Below are 16,215 nucleotides of genomic sequence, written 5' to 3' on the forward strand. Positions count from 1 at the left end.
CGGGCACGGTGTCGCTGCGTCGAACCAGGCGTGAGCACTCCACAGCTGGCCCTCCTCCGTCGACGCATCCGCCACCAGCACGGCGTCATCTCGCTCGACCAGGCCCGTGCGGCGGGCCTGAGCGACGACGCGGTCCGGCGCCGGGTCGCGTCGCACGCGTGGTGGCCGGCGGGGCCGCGCGTCTTCCAGGTCGCCGAGCACGACGAGACCCCGGCCTCGCGCACCTGGGCGGCGATGCTGTCGCTCGGCGAGGACGCGGTCCTCGTAGGGCGCTCGGCCGCCTGGTGGTGGGGCTTCCTCGACACCGCCCCGGGCCTCGTCGAGGTGGCGGTCGACCGTCCGCACCAGCCCCGCCCGCGCGACGGCGTCCGCCTGACCCGCCGCACGGTCGACGCCGCCGACCGCACCCGGTTGCGGGGTCTCGCCGTCACCACCCGGGAGGTGAGCGTCCTCGACGGCGCGGTGTCCCTCGGTCTCGACGAGGGCGCGCGCCTCGTCGACCGCGCGCTCCTGCGGAAGCGGGTCGATCTGGCTGCCCTGCACCGCGCCCACGCACGGCGGCCGGGGCGCCACGGTGCCGCACTCGCGGCCCGCCTGCTGGCGCTCGCCGACGGCGCCGCCCGCTCGGAGGCGGAGCGGCGGGCCCACCGCCTGGTGCGTCGAGCCGGCCTCACCGGGTGGCGCGCCAACGCCGAGATCATCCTGCCGGGGTTCGGCCGCGTCCTGGGTGACCTGGTGTTCGAGGCCGAGCGCGTCGTCGTGGAGATCGACGGCTGGGCGTACCACCGCGACCTACGCGCGTTCCTCCGCGACGGTCCGCGTCAGTCGGCGCTGGCCGCCGCCGGCTGGGTCGTCCTGCGCACCCACTGGTACGAGCTGCACGAGGATCCCGACGGCTTCGTCCGGGCGCTCCGGCGCTGCCTCGCGGGCCGCGCCGGACTTCGGTGACGAATCCCGCGCTCAGCGCGGTTCCCGCCACCGAAGTCCCCTCAGACCCCCGGCACCGCCCGCAGCACCAGCGCCGTGTGGGCCGGGACGGTGAGCACCTCGCCCGCCGGGAGCTTGTCCGCGGGGTCGGGGGCCCCGGTCGGCGTACCGGCGTCGAGCACCGGGACCCAGGCGGCGTCGCCGTAGGCGTCGGGGAGCACCACGTCCACCGCCGAAGACCCCGCGTGCAGCACGAGCAGCAGGGACGGCGCGCCGTCGATCCGCACCACGAGCGTCCGGCGGTGGTGGTGGAAGTCGGGCTCGGTCAGCTCGCGCGCGTCGGGGTGCAGCCAGGCGATGTCCGGGGCGGCGCCGTCGGGGTCGGTGTCGGCGCGCCCGTAGAAGAAGTCGGTGCGCCGCAGGGCCGGCGTCGCGCGGCGCAGGGCGAGCGCGCGGGCGACGAAGTCGACGAGGTCCGGCTTCGACAGCGCCGTCCAGGACCGCCAGGAGGTCTCGTCGTCCAGCGAGTACACGTTGTTGTTGCCGTGCTGCGTGTGGCCCAGCTCGTCGCCGCCGAGCAGCATCGGGGTGCCCGCCGAGAGGAGCAGTGTCGCGAGCAGGTTGCGCGCCTGCCGGGCCCGCAGCGCCAGCACGTCGGCGTCGGACGTCGGCCCCTCGACGCCGTGGTTGGCGGAGCGGTTGTCGTCGGTGCCGTCGCGGCCCCGCTCGCCGTTGGCGTCGTTGTGCTTGCGCTCGTAGGACACGAGGTCGGCGAGGGTGAAGCCGTCGTGGGCGGTGACGAAGTTGACCGACGCCGCCGGGGTGCGCGCGGGCCAGTAGAGGTCCGACGACCCCGCCACCCGCGTCACGATCTCCGAGAGCGGCCCGTGGCCCCGCCAGAAGTCGCGCACGCCGTCGCGGAAGCGCCCGTTCCACTCCGCCCACGCCGGCCCGAACCCGCCGACGCGGTAGCCCTCGCCGGTGGCGTCCCACGGCTCGGCGATGAGCTTGACGGTCGAGAGTACGGGGTCTCCTGCGATGTCGGTGAGCAGCGGCGCGGCCGCGTCGAACGCCCCGCCGCGCGGGCGGCCGAGGGTCGAGGCGAGGTCGAAGCGGAAGCCGTCGACGCCCATCGTCGTCACCCAGTACCGCAGGGAGTCGACCACCAGGGCCCGGACCAGCGGCGACGCGGGGTCGAGCGTGTTCCCGCAGCCGGTGAGGTCGACGTCGCGGCCCCGGGAGTCGAGCGCGTACCAGCCGGCCGCGTCGAGCCCGCGCCACGACAGCGACGGGCCGTCGGCGCCGCCCTCGCAGGTGTGGTTGAACACGACGTCGAGCACGACCTCGAGCCCCGCCGCGTGCAGCGCCGCGACCGTGGCCCGCACCTCCTCGACCTCGCGGCCCGGCGTGGAGGCGTACCGCGGGTGCGGGGCGAGGTAGGCGAGCGTCGAGTAGCCCCAGTGGTTGCCGCGCCCGCGGGCGAGCAGCGAGGGCTCGGCCTGGTTGGCGAAGACCGGCAGCAGCTCGAGGGTCGTGACCCCGAGGCGCACGAGGTGGTCGACGACCGCGGGGTGGGCGAGGCCGGCGTAGGTGCCGCGCAGGTGCTCGGGGACGTCGGGGTGGCGCATCGTGAGGTCGCGGACGTGGGTCTCGTAGATCACCGTGTCCGCCCACGGCACCGCCGGGCGTGCCCCCGCCGCCGGCCCGAGCGGGGCCGTGACCAGGCCGTGGGGCACGACGCCCGCGGAGTCCCGGTCGCTGGGACGGGCCGAGAACGGGTCGTCGCCGGCGAACGGGCGGGCGTCGGCGAGCGAGGTCACGCTGCCCTCGACGCGCCGCGCCCAGGGATCGAGCAGCAGCTTCGCGGGGTTGGTGCGCACGCCGCGCCCCGGCGCCCAGGGCCCGTGGACCCGCAGGCCGTACGGGGTGCCGGGCGCGATCCCCGTCGTCTCGCCGTGCCACCACCCGTCGGCGCCGCGACGGAGCGCGACGCGGCGTTCGTCACCCGTGCCGAGCAGGCACAGGTCCACGGCCTCGGCGCTGGGCGCGGCCGGGACCGCGACGCGCAGGACGTCGCCGTCGAGGTGCGCGCCGCGTGCGTCGGGAGGGGCGGGTGGGGTCGGGGGCATCGGCGCGCATCGTGCCCGATCCGCGGCGGGCCGTCGCCCCGCGGTGAGCGGCGATCCGTCAGGATGGCGGCCGTGACCTCCCCGGCGACCGACCCGAGCGACGCCGACACCGTCATCCGCATGGCCGGCGTGGGCGTGCGCCGCGGCGGGTCCGACCTGCTCGCCGCCCTTGACTGGAACGTCGAGCTCGACGAGCGCTGGGTCGTGCTCGGGCCCAACGGAGCCGGCAAGACCACGCTGCTGCGCCTCGCGGCCGCCGAGATGCACCCGACCACCGGCACCGTCGACCTGCTCGGCGAGCGGCTCGGGCGCGTGGACGTGTTCGAGCTGCGGCCGCGGATCGGGCTGGCCAGCGCCAGCCTCGCCGGGCGCGTGCCGCCGGACGAGGCCGCGCACGACGTGGTGCGCAGCGCAGGCTACGGCGTCCTCGGCACCTGGCGGGAGCGCTACGAACCCGAGGACGACCACCGCGCCACGCTGCTCATGGACATGATGGGCGTCGCCGGGTTCGCGCGGCGGCCCTACGGCACGCTCTCGACCGGCGAGCGCCAGCGGGTGCTGCTCGCCCGCGCGCTGATGACCGATCCCGAGCTGCTGCTGCTCGACGAACCGGCCGCCGGGCTCGACCTCGGCGCCCGCGAGGACCTCGTCGAGCTGCTCTCCGAGCTGGCCGCCGACCCCGACGGCCCGGCGACGGTGATGGTGACCCACCACGTCGAGGAGATCCCGCCCAACTGCAGCCACGCGATGCTGATGCGCGAGGGCCGGGTGGTCGCGCAGGGCCTGCTCGACGACGTGATGACCTCGGAGAACCTGTCGGCGACGTTCGGGCAGCCGCTGGAGCTCACGAGCCGGCGGCGTCGCTTCACCGCGTTCCGGCGATAGGGTCGCGCCCGATCGATCCCCGAGAGATTCCAGGAGGACCGTCGGTGACGGAGTTCGTGCGGCTCGAGGTGGACGGCGGCGTGGGCACGATCCGCCTGGACCGGCCCCCGATGAATGCGGTGAACCGGCAGCTCAACCTGGAGCTGGCCGAGATCTCGGCCGAGGCCGCGGGACGCACCGACGTCCGGGCGGTCGTCGTCTACGGCGGCGAGAAGGTGCTGGCCGCCGGCGCAGACGTCAAGGAGATGGCCGACCTCACCTACTCCCAGATGGCCGAGCGCGCCCACGAGCTGTCGTTCGGCTTCGGCGCGGTCTCGACGATCCCCAAGCCGGTCGTCGCCGCGATCACCGGCTACGCCCTCGGCGGCGGCTTCGAGCTGGCCCTGTCCTGCGACCGCCGCATCGCCGGCGACAACGCCAAGGTCGGCCAGCCCGAGATCCTGCTCGGGATCATCCCCGGCGGCGGCGGCACGCAGCGGCTCGCGCGGCTGATCGGGCCGTCGAAGGCCAAGGACGTGATCTTCACCGGCCGGATGTACAAGGCCGAGGAGGCGCTGGCGCTCGGGATGGTCGACGAGGTCGTCGCCCCCGACGACGTCTACACCCGCGCGCACGCCTGGGCGTCGCAGTTCGTCAACGGCCCGACGCGCGCCATCGCCGCGGCCAAGGCCGCGATCGACCGCGGCCTCGACACCGACCTGCGCACCGGCCTGAACCTGGAGAGCGAGATGTTCGCCGCGCTGTTCGGCACCGAGGACCAGACGATCGGCATGCGCTCGTTCGCCGAGAACGGGCCCGGCAAGGCCCAGTTCCTGGGGCGCTGATGAGCCCGACACAGGCGGAAGTGGACGCCGCCCGCGACGACCCCAAGCTCGCCAACGTCCTGTACCACGACTGGGAGTCGGCGACCTACGACGAGAAGTGGTCGATCTCGTTCGACGAGCGCTGCACGACCTTCGCCGTCGACCGCTTCCGCGGGATCGTCCCGGGCTCCGAGACCTTCGACCACGCCCTCGAGCTGGGGTGCGGCACCGGGTTCTTCCTCCTCAACCTCATGCAGGGCGGCATCGCGCGGCGCGGCACGGTCACCGACCTCTCGCCGGGCATGGTCGAGGTGGCGACGCGCAACGCGTCGGCGCTCGGCCTGGACGTCGAGGGCCGCGTGGCCGACGCCGAGACGATCCCGGTGCCCGACGCGTCGGTCGACCTGGTCGTCGGGCACGCGGTGCTGCACCACATCCCGGACCTCGACGCGGCGTTCCGCGAGATCCTGCGGGTGCTCAAGCCCGGCGGGCGGTTCGTCTTCGCGGGCGAGCCGACGCGGCTCGGTGACCTCTACGCCCGCAAGCTCGGGCAGGCGACGTGGTGGGCGACGACGCGCTTCGCGCCCGCGGCGTGGCTGCGCCCGCAGGCCGAGCTCGACGAGTCGTCGCGCGCGGCGGCGCTGGAGTCGGTGGTCGACCAGCACGTGTTCGACCCCGACCGCCTGGAGCGCTACGCGCACGCCGCGGGCGCGGTCGACGTCCGGGTGGTCACCGAGGAGCTCTCGGCGGCGCTGTTCGGCTGGCCCGTGCGCACCTTCGAGGCCGCGGTGCCGCCCGAGAAGCTGGGGATGGGCTGGGCGATGTTCGCGTACCGCACCTGGCAGCGGCTGTCGTGGCTGGACGGGCGGGTGCTCTCCAGGGTCGTCCCGCGGTCGCTGTTCTACAACGCGCTGGTCACCGGGGTGCGGCCCGCGGAACCCCTGCGCGTGTAGTGCCCTACGCCTTCACCCTCGACGACGTCGCGTTCCTGGCCTCGCCGGCCGGGCGCGACGCCGTCGCGGGGGCGGCGGCGCTGGTGGGCGGGGACCGGCTGCGCGCGGTGTCGACGCTGCGGGCGCGGCTGGGCGACCGGGCCGCGCCGGTGCTCGAGACGGCGCTGTCGCAGGAGCGGGCGCGCGGGCGGGTCCCCGACGGGTGGCTGCTGACCGCCGAGGCGGCCGAGCAGGCCACGGCCGCGCCGGTCGCGGCGCACCGCGCGGCCCGGCTCGCGGGGCGCGACGTGCACGACGTGACGTGCTCGGTCGGGGCGGAGCTGCACGCGCTGCAGGGGGTGGCCCGCCGGGTCGTCGGCTCCGACCTCGACCCGGTGCGCCTGGCGATGGCGCGCGTGAACGTGCCGGGCGTGGCGCTGGTGCGCGCCGACGCCCTGGTGCCGGTCACCCGGGACACGGTGCTCGTGGCCGACCCGGCCCGGCGCACCGCTTCCGGGCGGCGCACCTGGCGCCCCGGCGACTTCGCCCCTCCACTCGACGCCCTGGCCGCCGCGGCGGGCGTGTCTCCTCCGGCTGGCACGTCTCAGCGTGGGGGCCACGCTGGCGTTCAACGCCAGGAAAGCCCCCACGATCTCGTCGTGTCGACGGCGCCGGGGCTCGACTGGTCGGTCGTGCCGTGGGCGTCCGAGGTCGAGCTCGTGAGCCTCGACGGGCGGGTGCGGGAGGCGGCGCTGTGGTCGGCGGGCCTCGCGACCACCCGGCGCCGGGCCACCGTGCTCTCCTCGCGCGCCGCCCCCTGGACCGTCACCGACGACGAGGACGAGCAGTGCCCCGTCGCCCCGGTGGGCGAGTGGATCGTCGACCCCGACGGCGCGGTGGTGCGCGCCGGGCTCGTGCGCCAGTACGGCGCGCGGCACGGGCTGTGGCGCCTCGACGAGCACCTCGCCTACCTCAGCGGCGACACGCGCCCGCCGGGCGTGCGGGCGTTCCGGGTGCTCGAGCACGGGCGCTACGGCGAGAAGACGTTGCGCCGAACCCTCGCCGCGCGGGGCGTCGGGCGCCTCGAGATCCTCGTGCGCGGGCTCGACGTGGACCCCGCCGTGCTGCGGCCCCGGCTGCGCCTGCGCGGGGACGCCGAGGCCACCGTCGTGCTCGCGCGGCTCGCGACGGGGCCGGAGGCGTTCGTGTGCGAGGCGGTCGGTGACGGGGTACCCGCCGACCTCTGACCCCCTGAGGAGGAAACGACCGCATGGATGCCGACAAGGCCCGCCGCGTGCTCACCGAGGAGCGTGACCGCCTGACGGAGCTGGCCTCGTGGAACCGGGAGCACATGCCCGAGACCTCGGTCCAGCAGGAGGGCGCGATGGGGCAGCACCCCGGCGACTACGGCTCCGAGGTCGAGGAGACGATGGAGCGCCAGGGCCTCGCCGACGAGAGCGAGCGCCAACGCGCGGAGATCGACCAGGCCCTCGCCCGTCTCGACGACGGCTCGTGGGGCCGGTGCGCCGTGTGCGGCAAGGACATCGACGACGAGCGCCTGGAGGCGCGCCCGCAGGTCAACACCTGTCGGGAGCACGCCGACGCCGCGTGACGATCTGACGGCGAGACGCCGCGGGCCCGGCCGATCGGCCGGGCCCGCGGTGCGTCCGGGGTCGTTCAGGTCGCGGTGGTCCCGCTCGCCGGGTCGACGTCCTCGTCGCGCAGCCGCACCTCGGGGCCCTCGAGCCGCTCGCCGGGGTCGATGCCGACCGCGTGCTCGGGGTCGTCGATGTCGAGGATCTCGTCTTCGGGGATGTCGTGCATCGCCGCCTCCTCGGCGGAGGCGACCCCACCCGAGATGCCGACGTCCTGGGCGGCGAGGGAGCGGCCCGCGAACTGGTCGGGGTCGGGCTCGGCGGCGGTCAGGCGTCCGGAGCGGCCCTGCCCGGCCTCGGAGCCGATCTCGCCCTCCGAGAGCTCGGGACCGGGCGCCGCCGCGGCGCTCTCGGTGTCGTCGGGGATCTCGCGGGCCAGCCGGTCGTCGAGGGTGTCGCCCTCGCGCTGCCCCGCCACGGTGGTGTCGGGGTCGTCGAGGCCGAACGGCCGGTTCGGGGCGACGTAGAGGGCGTCGAGGCCGTCGGTGCCGGGATTCCCGTCGAGGGTCTCGCCGGACTCCAGCTGGATGCTCGCACCCAGGTCGGGCGACTCGGGGACCTCGTCACTGTGCTCGGGCTCGGTCATGCGCGTGGCTACCCTGCCCGCGGGCGGGACATGTCCGCGCCGATCGTAGGGTCTCCCACCGTGAGGTCGGACCCGCGCCAGCCGCGACTGGTCACGTGGGCGTCGCTGCGCTGGATCGTGCGTCACCGGGCGTGGACGCCGTTCTACCTGGTGCGCTACTGGCGGATGCTCAAGGTCCGGGTCCGCCAGCCGCACATCGTGCTGCGCGGTCTCGTCTTCCTGGGCAAGGGCGTGTCGCTCGAGGCGCGCGAGGGGTTCGGGCGCCTGGAGATCGGGCGGTTCGTGCACATCGGCGACAACACCCGCGTGCGCTGCCACGAGGGCTCGCTGCGCATCGGGGACAAGTCGGTGTTCGGCAACGAGAACACGATCAACTGCTACCTCGACATCGAGTTCGGCGAGGCGACGCTGCTCTCGGACTGGATCTACGTCTGCGACTTCGACCACCGCTACGCGGACGTGACGGTGCCGATCAAGGACCAGGGGATCGTCAAGTCGCCGGTGCGCATCGGGCCGGAGACGTGGATCGGGACCAAGGTGACGGTGCTGCGCGGCGCCCGCGTGGGCCGGGGCTGCGTGCTGGGGGCGCACGCGGTGGTGCGCGGCGACGTCCCCGACCACGCGGTGGCCGTCGGCGCGCCGGCGCGCGTGGTGCGCGACCGCATGGCCGACTGGGAGGCCGCGGCGGCGCAGCGCGAGGCGCTCGCCGACATCGCGCGGAAGACGGCGCTGGCGGCGAACCAGGCCGTGGGACCGGGAGGCGCGCCGGGGACGTCGGCGGGGGAGCCGGCGGGCCGCCCCACGTGAGCGATCCTTGGGCCTATGGGCCCAGAGATCGCTCACGTGCCGAAGATGTTGCCCGTCGGGATCTTGGGGCGGCCGAGGGGCAGCGGGGGGCCGGGGCGCACGGCGCCGTAGAGCGCGGCGGTCTCGGCGGCGATGGCGGGCCAGGCGAAGTCGGTGTCCAGCCGGGCCCGGGCGGCGTCGGCGCGGGTGCGCGCGGCCTCCGGGTCGTCGAGGCAGCGCACGACGGCGGCGGCGAGGCCCGGCACGTCGCCGGGCGCGAAGGACAGGCCCGTCACGCCGTCGACCACGACCTCCCCGAGGCCCCCGGCGCGTGACGCGACCAGCGGCGCACCGGCGGCCGCCGCCTCGAGCGCGGTGATCCCGAACGGCTCGTAGCGGCTGGGCAGCACCGCGGCGTCGGCGGAGGCGAGCAGGTCGCGCAGGGTGTCGTCGTCGACGTGCCCGAGCAGCCGCACCGAGCGCCGCACCCGCGCCGCGCGGGCCCGCTCGGCGAGCCAGTCGCTGCACGACCCGGTGCCGGCGACGAGCAGCCGCGTCCCGGGGTGCGCGCGGCGGATCGCCGGGAGTGCGGCGACGAGGTCGTGCACGCCCTTCTCCCACTCGAGGCGGCCGAGGTAGAGCAGGGTCGGGGGGCCGCCCGGCTCGGCCCGGGGGCTGTGTCCGGCCTTCGTCGCAGCAGCTCCGCTGCGCTTCGTGCCGCCTGCCCAGCCGGTCGGGTCGATGCCGTTGTGGACGACGGTGACGGCGTCGGGTTCGAGGTCGAAGAGCCCGGACACCTCGGCGCGCATCGCCTGCGAGCACGTGACGACGGCGTCCGCGCGGCGTGCGAGCCACCACTCCACGGAGTGCACCTGCTGGTTGAGCGGCTGGGAGAGCCAGCCGCCGTGCCGCCCGGCCTCGGTGGCGTGGATCGTCGCGACGAGCGGGGCGCCGGTCAGGTCGGCGAGCCCGATCGCGCCGTGGGCGACGAGCCAGTCGTGGGCGTGGACGACGTCGGGTGTCCAGTCGCGCAGCAGCGCCGCGGCCGCGCGGAGCATCGCGTGCCCGAGCCCGAGGGTCCACGCGACGAGATCGCGGACGAACTCCAGGTGCGGGGGGTCCTCGGCGACGCGCAGGACGCGGACGCCCTCGACGTGCTCGAGCGTCGTCGGGTGCGTCTCGGCGTCGGTGCCGGCGGGGTGGCGGGCGACGACGACGACGTCGTGCCCGGCGTCGGCGAGCGCGACCGAGAGCGCGTGGACGTGGCGTCCCAGGCCGCCGACGACCACGGGCGGGTACTCCCACGACAGCATCAGCACCCGCACGCGCGGTCCCTCCCCGCCTTGATCGAGGTGGCTTTCCTGGCCCTATCGGCGTGCTGTGTTGGATTTCGCCAAGCGTGGCCGCCACGCTGGCACATTCAGGCGAGCGACCCTACTCCGGAGTAGCTCGGGGCGGTGTGACGCCGGTCGCCGGGGGCGCGGGCCCGGAGCGCGCGGGCGTCGAGGAGCCCGAACACGTCGTCCTGGGCGGCGAACGCGCGCGCCCGGGACGCCGCGAGGTCGTGCCGGCCGGCGGGCAGGAGGTCGGTCAGCTCGCGGACCCGGTCGCGGTGCTCGGCGGCGCGGCGCCGGGCGTAGTGCGCGGCGGAGTCCTTGGTGACCATGAACGCCCAGTCGCTGGACAGGGCCAGGGCGGCCTGGGTGGCCAGGACGTCGAGGGTGCCGTCGCGCCCCGCCGAGCGCCCGGCCCCGTCGACGGCGGCGAGCAGGCGGCGGGCCACGTCGGCGTTGTCGGCCACCAGGTCGCGCACCGCGAGCCCGTCCCACACCCGCCAGTCCTTGCCCGACCCCCACGACGACGCCGGCAGCACCACGGGCTCCTCGACGTGCCCGGCCTCGACCGCGCCGCGCAGGGTCGTCACCCGCACCCCGGCGTCGGGCAGCGCGCCGAGCACCGCCTCGAGCCACGCCGGCCCCTCGTGCCACCAGTGCCCGAACAGCTCGGTGTCGAACGCCGACACGACCAGCCCGGGACGTCCGCGGCGCGCGCGCAGCTCCTCCAGCCGGGCCCGCACCACCCCGACGAAGTCCGCCGCGTCCCGGGCGACGGCCGCCGCCGCGCGCCCGGGCTCCCAGGGCTTCTTGTCGCCCGGGGCCACGCGCCGCCCCGTGACGCGCGCGGGTTTGAGTCCGGTGGCGTGGTCGAAGGTGTGGAAGTCGCGGTAGTCCGGACCGCCGGGGTAGCCCGCGCGCGGCGACCAGACCCGGTAGGTGACGTCGAGGTCGCGGGCGAAGGCGACGACGTCGGTGCCGTCGACCGGGTGCGCCGCCGCCGTGTCGCCGCGCAGCGCCGGGCCGTCGACGAGGAAGCGCTCGACCCCCGCCGCCGCGTAGTCCTGCTCGAGCCCGGGCGCGTAGCCGCACTCCGGGGCCCAGATGCCGCCGGGCCGCGCCCCGAGCCGGCGGGCGGTGTCGCGCAGCCCCGCGTCGAGCAGGAAGCGGCGCACGCGCCCCGGCAGCAGCGGCGCGAACGGGTGGGTCGCGGGGCCGCCGAGCAGCTCGATCACGTCGCCGTCGACCAGCCGCCGCAGCACCGGCGACGCCCCGTGGCGCCAGTCGCGCTCGAAGACCTCGAGGGCGTGCCCCGCCGCGCGGTGCTCGCGGGTCGCGAGCGCCGGGTCGTGACGGTGCGCCTCGTGCGCGCGCAGCTGCCAGTCCGCCAGCCAGGTGTGGAACGCGCGCAGCGCCGTGGGGTGGTCGAGCTGCGCGGCGAGCACCGGCGTCACGCCGAGGGTGAGGACGTCGCGCTGCCCCCGCGCGGCCAGGCGCTCGAGGACCTCGACGAGTGGCAGGTACGAGTGCGCCCACGCCTGGTACAGCCAGTCCTCGCCCACCGGCCAGGTGCCGTGACGCAGCAACCAGGGCAGGTGCGAGTGCAGTACCAGGCAGAACGTGCCCACCGGTTCCCTCGACAAGCAGGCCCCTCTCGTCGGCCCCCACGAACGGCCGAGTGTCCCACGCCCTCTGTTCCACCGCGGTACCGTGGACTTTCCACCCTGGAGGCCCGATGAGCCTGAACATCAAGAACGAGCAGACCCACGACCTCGCCCGCGAGCTCGCGTCCCTCACCGGCGAGAGCCTCACCGAGGCCGTCACGGTCGCCGTGCGCGAGCGGCTGGAGCGCCTGCGGCTGCGCGAGGGCGTCGATGCGGCACGGCTCGCTGCCGGGCGTGCGATCGCGCAGGACATGGCCCGCCGCCTCGGGCCGTACGACCCCGACGTCGACCCCACCGCGTTCCTCTACGACGACGAGACGGGGCTGCCGCGGTGATCGTCGACTCCTCGGCGCTGGTGGCGATCATCCGCCAGGAGACCGACGCGCACCGGTACGACGAGGCGATCATCGCTGCGACCAGCGCGCGCCTGTCGGCGGCGACCTATCTCGAGGCGAGCATCGTCGTCGACGGAGCCCGCGACCCGGTCCTGAGCCGCCAGCTGGACCGCTACCTGGAGATCATGCGCATCGCCGTCGAGCCCCTCACTGAGCGCCAGGCACGGATCGCCCGCCAGGCCTACCGCGACTTCGGTCGCGGCAGCGGTCACCAGGCGAAGCTGAACTACGGCGACTGCTTCGCCTACGCCCTGGCGACGGACACCGGCGAGCCGTTGCTCTTCAAGGGCGACGACTTCGTCCACACCGACGTCACGCCGGCGGCACCGCGGTGACCAGCAGGTCCAGCGAGGCGTCGAGGTCGTCGTCGCGCAGCACGAAGTCGCCGGCCGTCACGCCGGCGACGTCCGCCGCGAGCTGATCGGGCCACGCCTGCCCGGACAGGGCCAGCGCGATCTGCGCCTCGATCACCGAGCCGCCGTGGCGCGCGTCGAGCTCGCGCAGCCCCGGACCGTGGTGCAGCCCCGCGAGCGACTCCACCGCCAGCCCGGCGTCGGCGACGAGGGCCGCGAGCTCGGCGCCCGTCAGCTCGCGGGTGTGGAACGGGTTGAGCGGGCGGTCGTCCGGCCCGGCGCCGGGGGAGAAGGTGAGCCGGTTGGGCGTGGCGCAGTGCAGGCGCCCGCCGGGGCGCAGCACGCGCGCGCACTCGGCGAGGAAGCCGGGCTGGTCCCACAGGTGCTCGATGACCTGCAGGTTCACCACCGCGTCGACGCTGCCGTCGGCGACCGGGAAGGCCTGCAGGTCCGCGCGCACCGTCGACACCGACGGGTAGCGGGCGCCGACGTGCGCGGCCACCGCCGGGTCCAGCTCGAGGCCGACGACCCGGCGGGCGGACCGGGCGAGCAGCGCCGCGCCGTAGCCCTCGCCGACCCCGGCGTCGAGCACCACCGCGTCCGCGCACCCCGGCGCCAGGGCCAGGTAGACCGCCTCGTGGCGCCGGAACCAGTAGTTCTCCACGTCCAGCCCGGGCACCGTGCGCTCGCCGGTGAGCGGCAGACGGGCGCGGTGGTCATCGTCGCCGTGGGTCACGGGTCGATCATCGCGGAGGAGGGGTGCGCCGCGCCGACCCGGCGAGGACGGCGAGGGTCTCCAGCGTCAGCTGGACCACCTCCTCGTCGCGCAGGGTCCGTCCCCGCGCCACCGCCCGATCGAACTCCGCGGTCCCGCACCGGTTGCGCAGGGTGTCGACGGTGGCGACGACGCGCTCGGCCTCGGCGGGCGCGAACGGGAGCGCGGTGGTCGCGCCGGCGGCGTCGATCGCCCCGTGCAGGACCGCGGCGGCCTCGTCGCGGCCGAGGTGGGTGAAGATCGTGAAGAGGTGGCGGAGCGACAGCCACTGGTTGGCCCAGTCCCCGCCCCGGAACCAGGTCTCGACGACGTCGGGGTACCCGGCGACGGCGGCGGCGAGGTCGCCTCGCGCCGCGCGGAGCGAGAGCTCCTCGGTCCGGACGAAGGCCCGTAGCCAGCGGTTGCCGGCGCTCTCGGCCAGGCGCGTGCTCTCCTGCAGGAGACGGAGCGCCCGGTCCGGGTCCTCGCGCTCCCAGGCGAGACCGGTGGCGTACGCGGCCTGCGCGCGGGCGGTCGGCGCGCCACTGCGTTCCGCCGCGGCGCACGAGAGGTCGGCGAGGCGCCGGGCCTCGGTGACGTCCCCGAGGCTGGTCGCCGCCACCGAGCGCATGTAGAAGCCGTGCGCGGTGAGGCCGGCGTCCCGGGAGAGCTCCGCGACGTCGACCATGCGGTCCATCGCCGCGAGCGCGGCCTCGGTCTCGCCGCGGTAGAACAGGGCGTTCCCCAACGCCCGCTCGGCGAGCCCGGTGGTCGGGACGCCCAGACGCGCCGCGCTCTCCACGGCCTGGCGGCCGGCGACGACGGCCCCGGTCAGCTCACCGCGCACGAAGCGGCCGTAGGCGACCATCCCCAGCACGATCGGGAACAGCGGCCGACCGTCCGCCTCCGGCACGCTCGCGACCGCCTCGGCCCAGCGGCAGACCTCGTAGCGGATGGTGCGGAAGGCGAACTCCCGCACCGAGGTCACGAGCTCGAGCGCGACGTCCAGCTCGCCGAGCGCGAGGCTCGTGGCGAACGCCTCGCGGAGGTCGTCCATCTCGCGGTCGATCGCCTGGATCCAGCGTCGCTCCCGGGGCCCGCCGAGCTCGCCGTGAGCGGCGCGCGCCGCGTCGAGGGAGGCGCGGGCGTGGGCCAGCCGGATCGCCTCGGCCTCGGGGCGGGCGTCCAGCTGTGTCCGGGCGAACGCCCGCAGGGTCTGCAGGAGACGGAAGCGTGTCTCGTCCTCGACCTCGCGTGCGACCACCATCGACTTGTCGACCAGCGCGGAGAGCAGGGCCGCGACGTCCGCGCGGTGGAGACCGCGCTCACTGCACACGTCCTCGGCCCGGCGCAGGGTGAAGCCGCCGGCGAACACGGACAGGCGCGCGAACAGGGCCTGCTCCGCGGGATCGAGCAGGCCGTGGGACCAGTCGACGACGTCGAGCAGGTCGCGACGACGGGTGTGCGGGGTGTGGCGGCCCGCGAGCAGCCGGAACCGTTCGTCGAGACGTTCGACGATCTCGGCGACGGTCATCGAGCGGACGCGGGCGGCGGCCAGCTCGAGCGCGAGGGGCAGCCCGTCGAGCCGGATGCAGATCTCCGCCGTCGCGGCCGACGACCTCGCGTCGAGCGCGAAGTCGTGGCGCGCGGCGGTCGCCCGGGCGGCGAAGAGCGCCACCGCCGGGGACGACCGCACTTCGCCGATGGGTGCGGCGGCGGACGCCGGCACCGCGAGCGGGGCCAGGGCGTAGGTCGCCTCCCCGGGGAGCCCGAGCGGTTCGCGGCTGGTGGCGAGGATCCGGACGTCCGGGCACCACCGCAGGATGCGGGAGACGAGCGGGGCCACGGCCTCGAGCACGTGCTCGCAGTTGTCGAGCAGGAGGACGAGCCCCCGGTGCCGCAGGGCCTCGACGATCGAGTCCTCGAGGGACCGCTCGGGACGTCGTTGGAGGTCGAGCTCGTTCGCGAGCGCCGCGATCGCGGCCTCGGGCCAGCGCACGGCGGCGAGCTCGATCCACCGGACCCCGTCCGGAGCCTGCGGCGCGAGCTCGGGGACGAGCTCGTGCGCGAGTCGCGTCTTGCCGACCCCGCCGGGCCCGGTGAGCGTCACGAGCCGGCTCCGGGCGAGCTGGGCGCGGACGACGTCGATGTCCTCCGTCCGACCCACCAGCGCGTCGAGGTCGACCCGCGCCCCCGCGCTCGCGCGGACCGGCGGGGGCGGCCGGTCGAGCCCCGGGTCCTCCGTCAGGATGTCGTTCTCCAGGGCGCGGACCTCGGCCGTCGGGCCCAGCCCGAGCTCCTCCCGCAACAGGCGCCGCAACTGCTGCGCCCGCCGCAGTGCCTCGGCCGGGCGACCGGACCGGTAGAGGGCCAGCATCAGCTGCGACCAGAGGCGTTCGCGGAGCGGGTGCTCGTCCACGAGCCCCTCCAGCTCGCCGACGACCTCGCGGTGGCCGCCGCAGGCGAGCCGGGCGTCGACCGCCAGCTCGTGGGCGACGAGGCGCAGCTCCTCGAGGCGTCCGGCTTCGGCGCGGACCACGTCGAGGTCGGCGAACTCGGCGAAGGCGGACCCGGACCACTCGGCCAGCGCGGCGTCCACCGCGCGTCGGGCTGCCGGGGGATCCCGGGAGAGGAGCCCGCGGGCGTCGTCGACCCCGGCCTCGAACCGGTCGGCGTCGACGGCGGAGGCGGGGACCGCGAGCCGGTAGCCGGGCGGGCGGTTCTCCAGGCCGGGCCCGTCCGGGCCCGTCTCCAGGAGCCGGCGCAGGCGCGAGAGGTGTGTCTGGAGCGTCGGCACCGCCGTCGCCGGGGCGTCGTCGGCCCACAGCACGTCGACGAGGCGGTCGGTGGAGACCACCTGACCCCGCCGGGCCAGCAGGACCGCGAGCAGGAGACGCGGTTTCGGGCCGCCCAGGGGCAGGACGTGGCCCTCGGTGACGATCTCGAGGGCTCCGAGGACCCGGAACTCCATCGAACGAGTGTGCCGCATCCGGACCGGATGACCGAAGAGTC

The 16,215-nt window shown here is 75.8% G+C and carries 15 protein-coding genes; 9 read left to right on the forward strand and 6 right to left on the reverse strand.

What is annotated here, in order from left to right:
* The first annotated feature begins 30 nt into the window (after window positions 1-30).
* Window positions 31-948: a DUF559 domain-containing protein gene (locus ACQPX6_RS09350; RefSeq protein WP_433787029.1), complete on the forward strand. Its 918-nt coding sequence runs from the start codon at window positions 31-33 to the stop codon at window positions 946-948.
* A gap of 41 nt (window positions 949-989) precedes the next feature.
* Here the strand turns inward: ACQPX6_RS09350 and glgX are convergent, their stop codons facing one another.
* The gene (gene glgX, locus ACQPX6_RS09355; RefSeq protein ID WP_433787030.1) at window positions 990-3,056 is read right to left on the reverse strand and encodes a glycogen debranching protein GlgX; all 2,067 of its coding nucleotides are present in this window, start codon (window positions 3,054-3,056) and stop codon (window positions 990-992) included.
* Between the two features lie 63 nt (window positions 3,057-3,119).
* On the opposite strand from glgX, the gene ACQPX6_RS09360 reads away from it, so the two are divergent.
* From ACQPX6_RS09360 to ACQPX6_RS09380, 5 genes are read left to right on the forward strand one after another with little or no spacing between them, the layout of a single operon-like run.
* Window positions 3,120-3,941 (forward strand): ABC transporter ATP-binding protein, encoded by an 822-nt coding sequence (locus ACQPX6_RS09360; protein ID WP_433787031.1) that lies wholly within the window; start codon window positions 3,120-3,122, stop codon window positions 3,939-3,941.
* Between the two features lie 44 nt (window positions 3,942-3,985).
* Complete coding sequence (locus tag ACQPX6_RS09365; RefSeq protein WP_433787032.1) at window positions 3,986-4,765, forward strand: enoyl-CoA hydratase/isomerase family protein; 780 nt, start codon at window positions 3,986-3,988, stop codon at window positions 4,763-4,765.
* Window positions 4,765-5,697, forward strand: coding sequence for a class I SAM-dependent methyltransferase (locus tag ACQPX6_RS09370; protein WP_433787033.1), 933 nt, complete (start codon window positions 4,765-4,767; stop codon window positions 5,695-5,697). Before ACQPX6_RS09365 ends, ACQPX6_RS09370 begins: the two co-directional genes overlap by 1 nt.
* Entirely contained in the window at window positions 5,697-6,923 is a 1,227-nt protein-coding gene (locus ACQPX6_RS09375) for a THUMP-like domain-containing protein (RefSeq protein WP_433787034.1), read from the forward strand. The genes ACQPX6_RS09370 and ACQPX6_RS09375 overlap by 1 nt, the downstream gene beginning before the upstream one ends.
* A gap of 23 nt (window positions 6,924-6,946) precedes the next feature.
* A complete protein-coding gene (locus tag ACQPX6_RS09380; protein ID WP_433787035.1) occupies window positions 6,947-7,288 on the forward strand; it encodes a TraR/DksA family transcriptional regulator in 342 nt (113 codons plus the stop codon).
* A gap of 65 nt (window positions 7,289-7,353) precedes the next feature.
* Here ACQPX6_RS09380 and ACQPX6_RS09385 read toward each other — a convergent pair whose 3' ends face one another.
* Complete coding sequence (locus ACQPX6_RS09385) at window positions 7,354-7,917, reverse strand: DUF5709 domain-containing protein (protein ID WP_433787036.1); 564 nt, start codon at window positions 7,915-7,917, stop codon at window positions 7,354-7,356.
* Window positions 7,918-7,947: 30 nt separating this feature from the next.
* Between ACQPX6_RS09385 and ACQPX6_RS09390 the strand changes: the two genes are divergently transcribed.
* Window positions 7,948-8,724: an acyltransferase gene (locus ACQPX6_RS09390; protein WP_433787037.1), complete on the forward strand. Its 777-nt coding sequence runs from the start codon at window positions 7,948-7,950 to the stop codon at window positions 8,722-8,724.
* Window positions 8,725-8,756: 32 nt separating this feature from the next.
* Here ACQPX6_RS09390 and ACQPX6_RS09395 read toward each other — a convergent pair whose 3' ends face one another.
* Both ACQPX6_RS09395 and ACQPX6_RS09400 read right to left on the reverse strand, forming a co-directional pair.
* Window positions 8,757-10,028 carry a glycosyltransferase family 4 protein gene (locus ACQPX6_RS09395; RefSeq protein ID WP_433787038.1) on the reverse strand — a complete coding sequence of 424 codons (1,272 nt, stop codon included), beginning with the start codon at window positions 10,026-10,028 and terminating at the stop codon, window positions 8,757-8,759.
* Between the two features lie 95 nt (window positions 10,029-10,123).
* Entirely contained in the window at window positions 10,124-11,665 is a 1,542-nt protein-coding gene (locus ACQPX6_RS09400; RefSeq protein ID WP_433787039.1) for a 1,4-alpha-glucan branching protein domain-containing protein, read from the reverse strand.
* Between the two features lie 107 nt (window positions 11,666-11,772).
* Between ACQPX6_RS09400 and ACQPX6_RS09405 the strand changes: the two genes are divergently transcribed.
* Both ACQPX6_RS09405 and ACQPX6_RS09410 read left to right on the forward strand, forming a co-directional pair.
* Entirely contained in the window at window positions 11,773-12,036 is a 264-nt protein-coding gene (locus ACQPX6_RS09405; protein WP_433787040.1) for a type II toxin-antitoxin system VapB family antitoxin, read from the forward strand.
* Window positions 12,033-12,431: a type II toxin-antitoxin system VapC family toxin gene (locus ACQPX6_RS09410; RefSeq protein WP_433787041.1), complete on the forward strand. Its 399-nt coding sequence runs from the start codon at window positions 12,033-12,035 to the stop codon at window positions 12,429-12,431. Before ACQPX6_RS09405 ends, ACQPX6_RS09410 begins: the two co-directional genes overlap by 4 nt.
* Here ACQPX6_RS09410 and ACQPX6_RS09415 read toward each other — a convergent pair.
* Window positions 12,409-13,185 (reverse strand): class I SAM-dependent methyltransferase, encoded by a 777-nt coding sequence (locus ACQPX6_RS09415; RefSeq protein WP_433787042.1) that lies wholly within the window; start codon window positions 13,183-13,185, stop codon window positions 12,409-12,411. The two genes, ACQPX6_RS09410 and ACQPX6_RS09415, sit on opposite strands and share 23 nt — an antisense overlap.
* 7 nt (window positions 13,186-13,192) lie before the next feature.
* A complete protein-coding gene (locus ACQPX6_RS09420; RefSeq protein WP_433787043.1) occupies window positions 13,193-16,174 on the reverse strand; it encodes a BTAD domain-containing putative transcriptional regulator in 2,982 nt (993 codons plus the stop codon).
* Window positions 16,175-16,215 lie beyond the last annotated feature (41 nt).

The organism is Actinomycetospora sp. CA-101289 (assembly GCF_050955895.1).
GTDB lineage: Bacteria > Actinomycetota > Actinomycetes > Mycobacteriales > Pseudonocardiaceae > Actinomycetospora.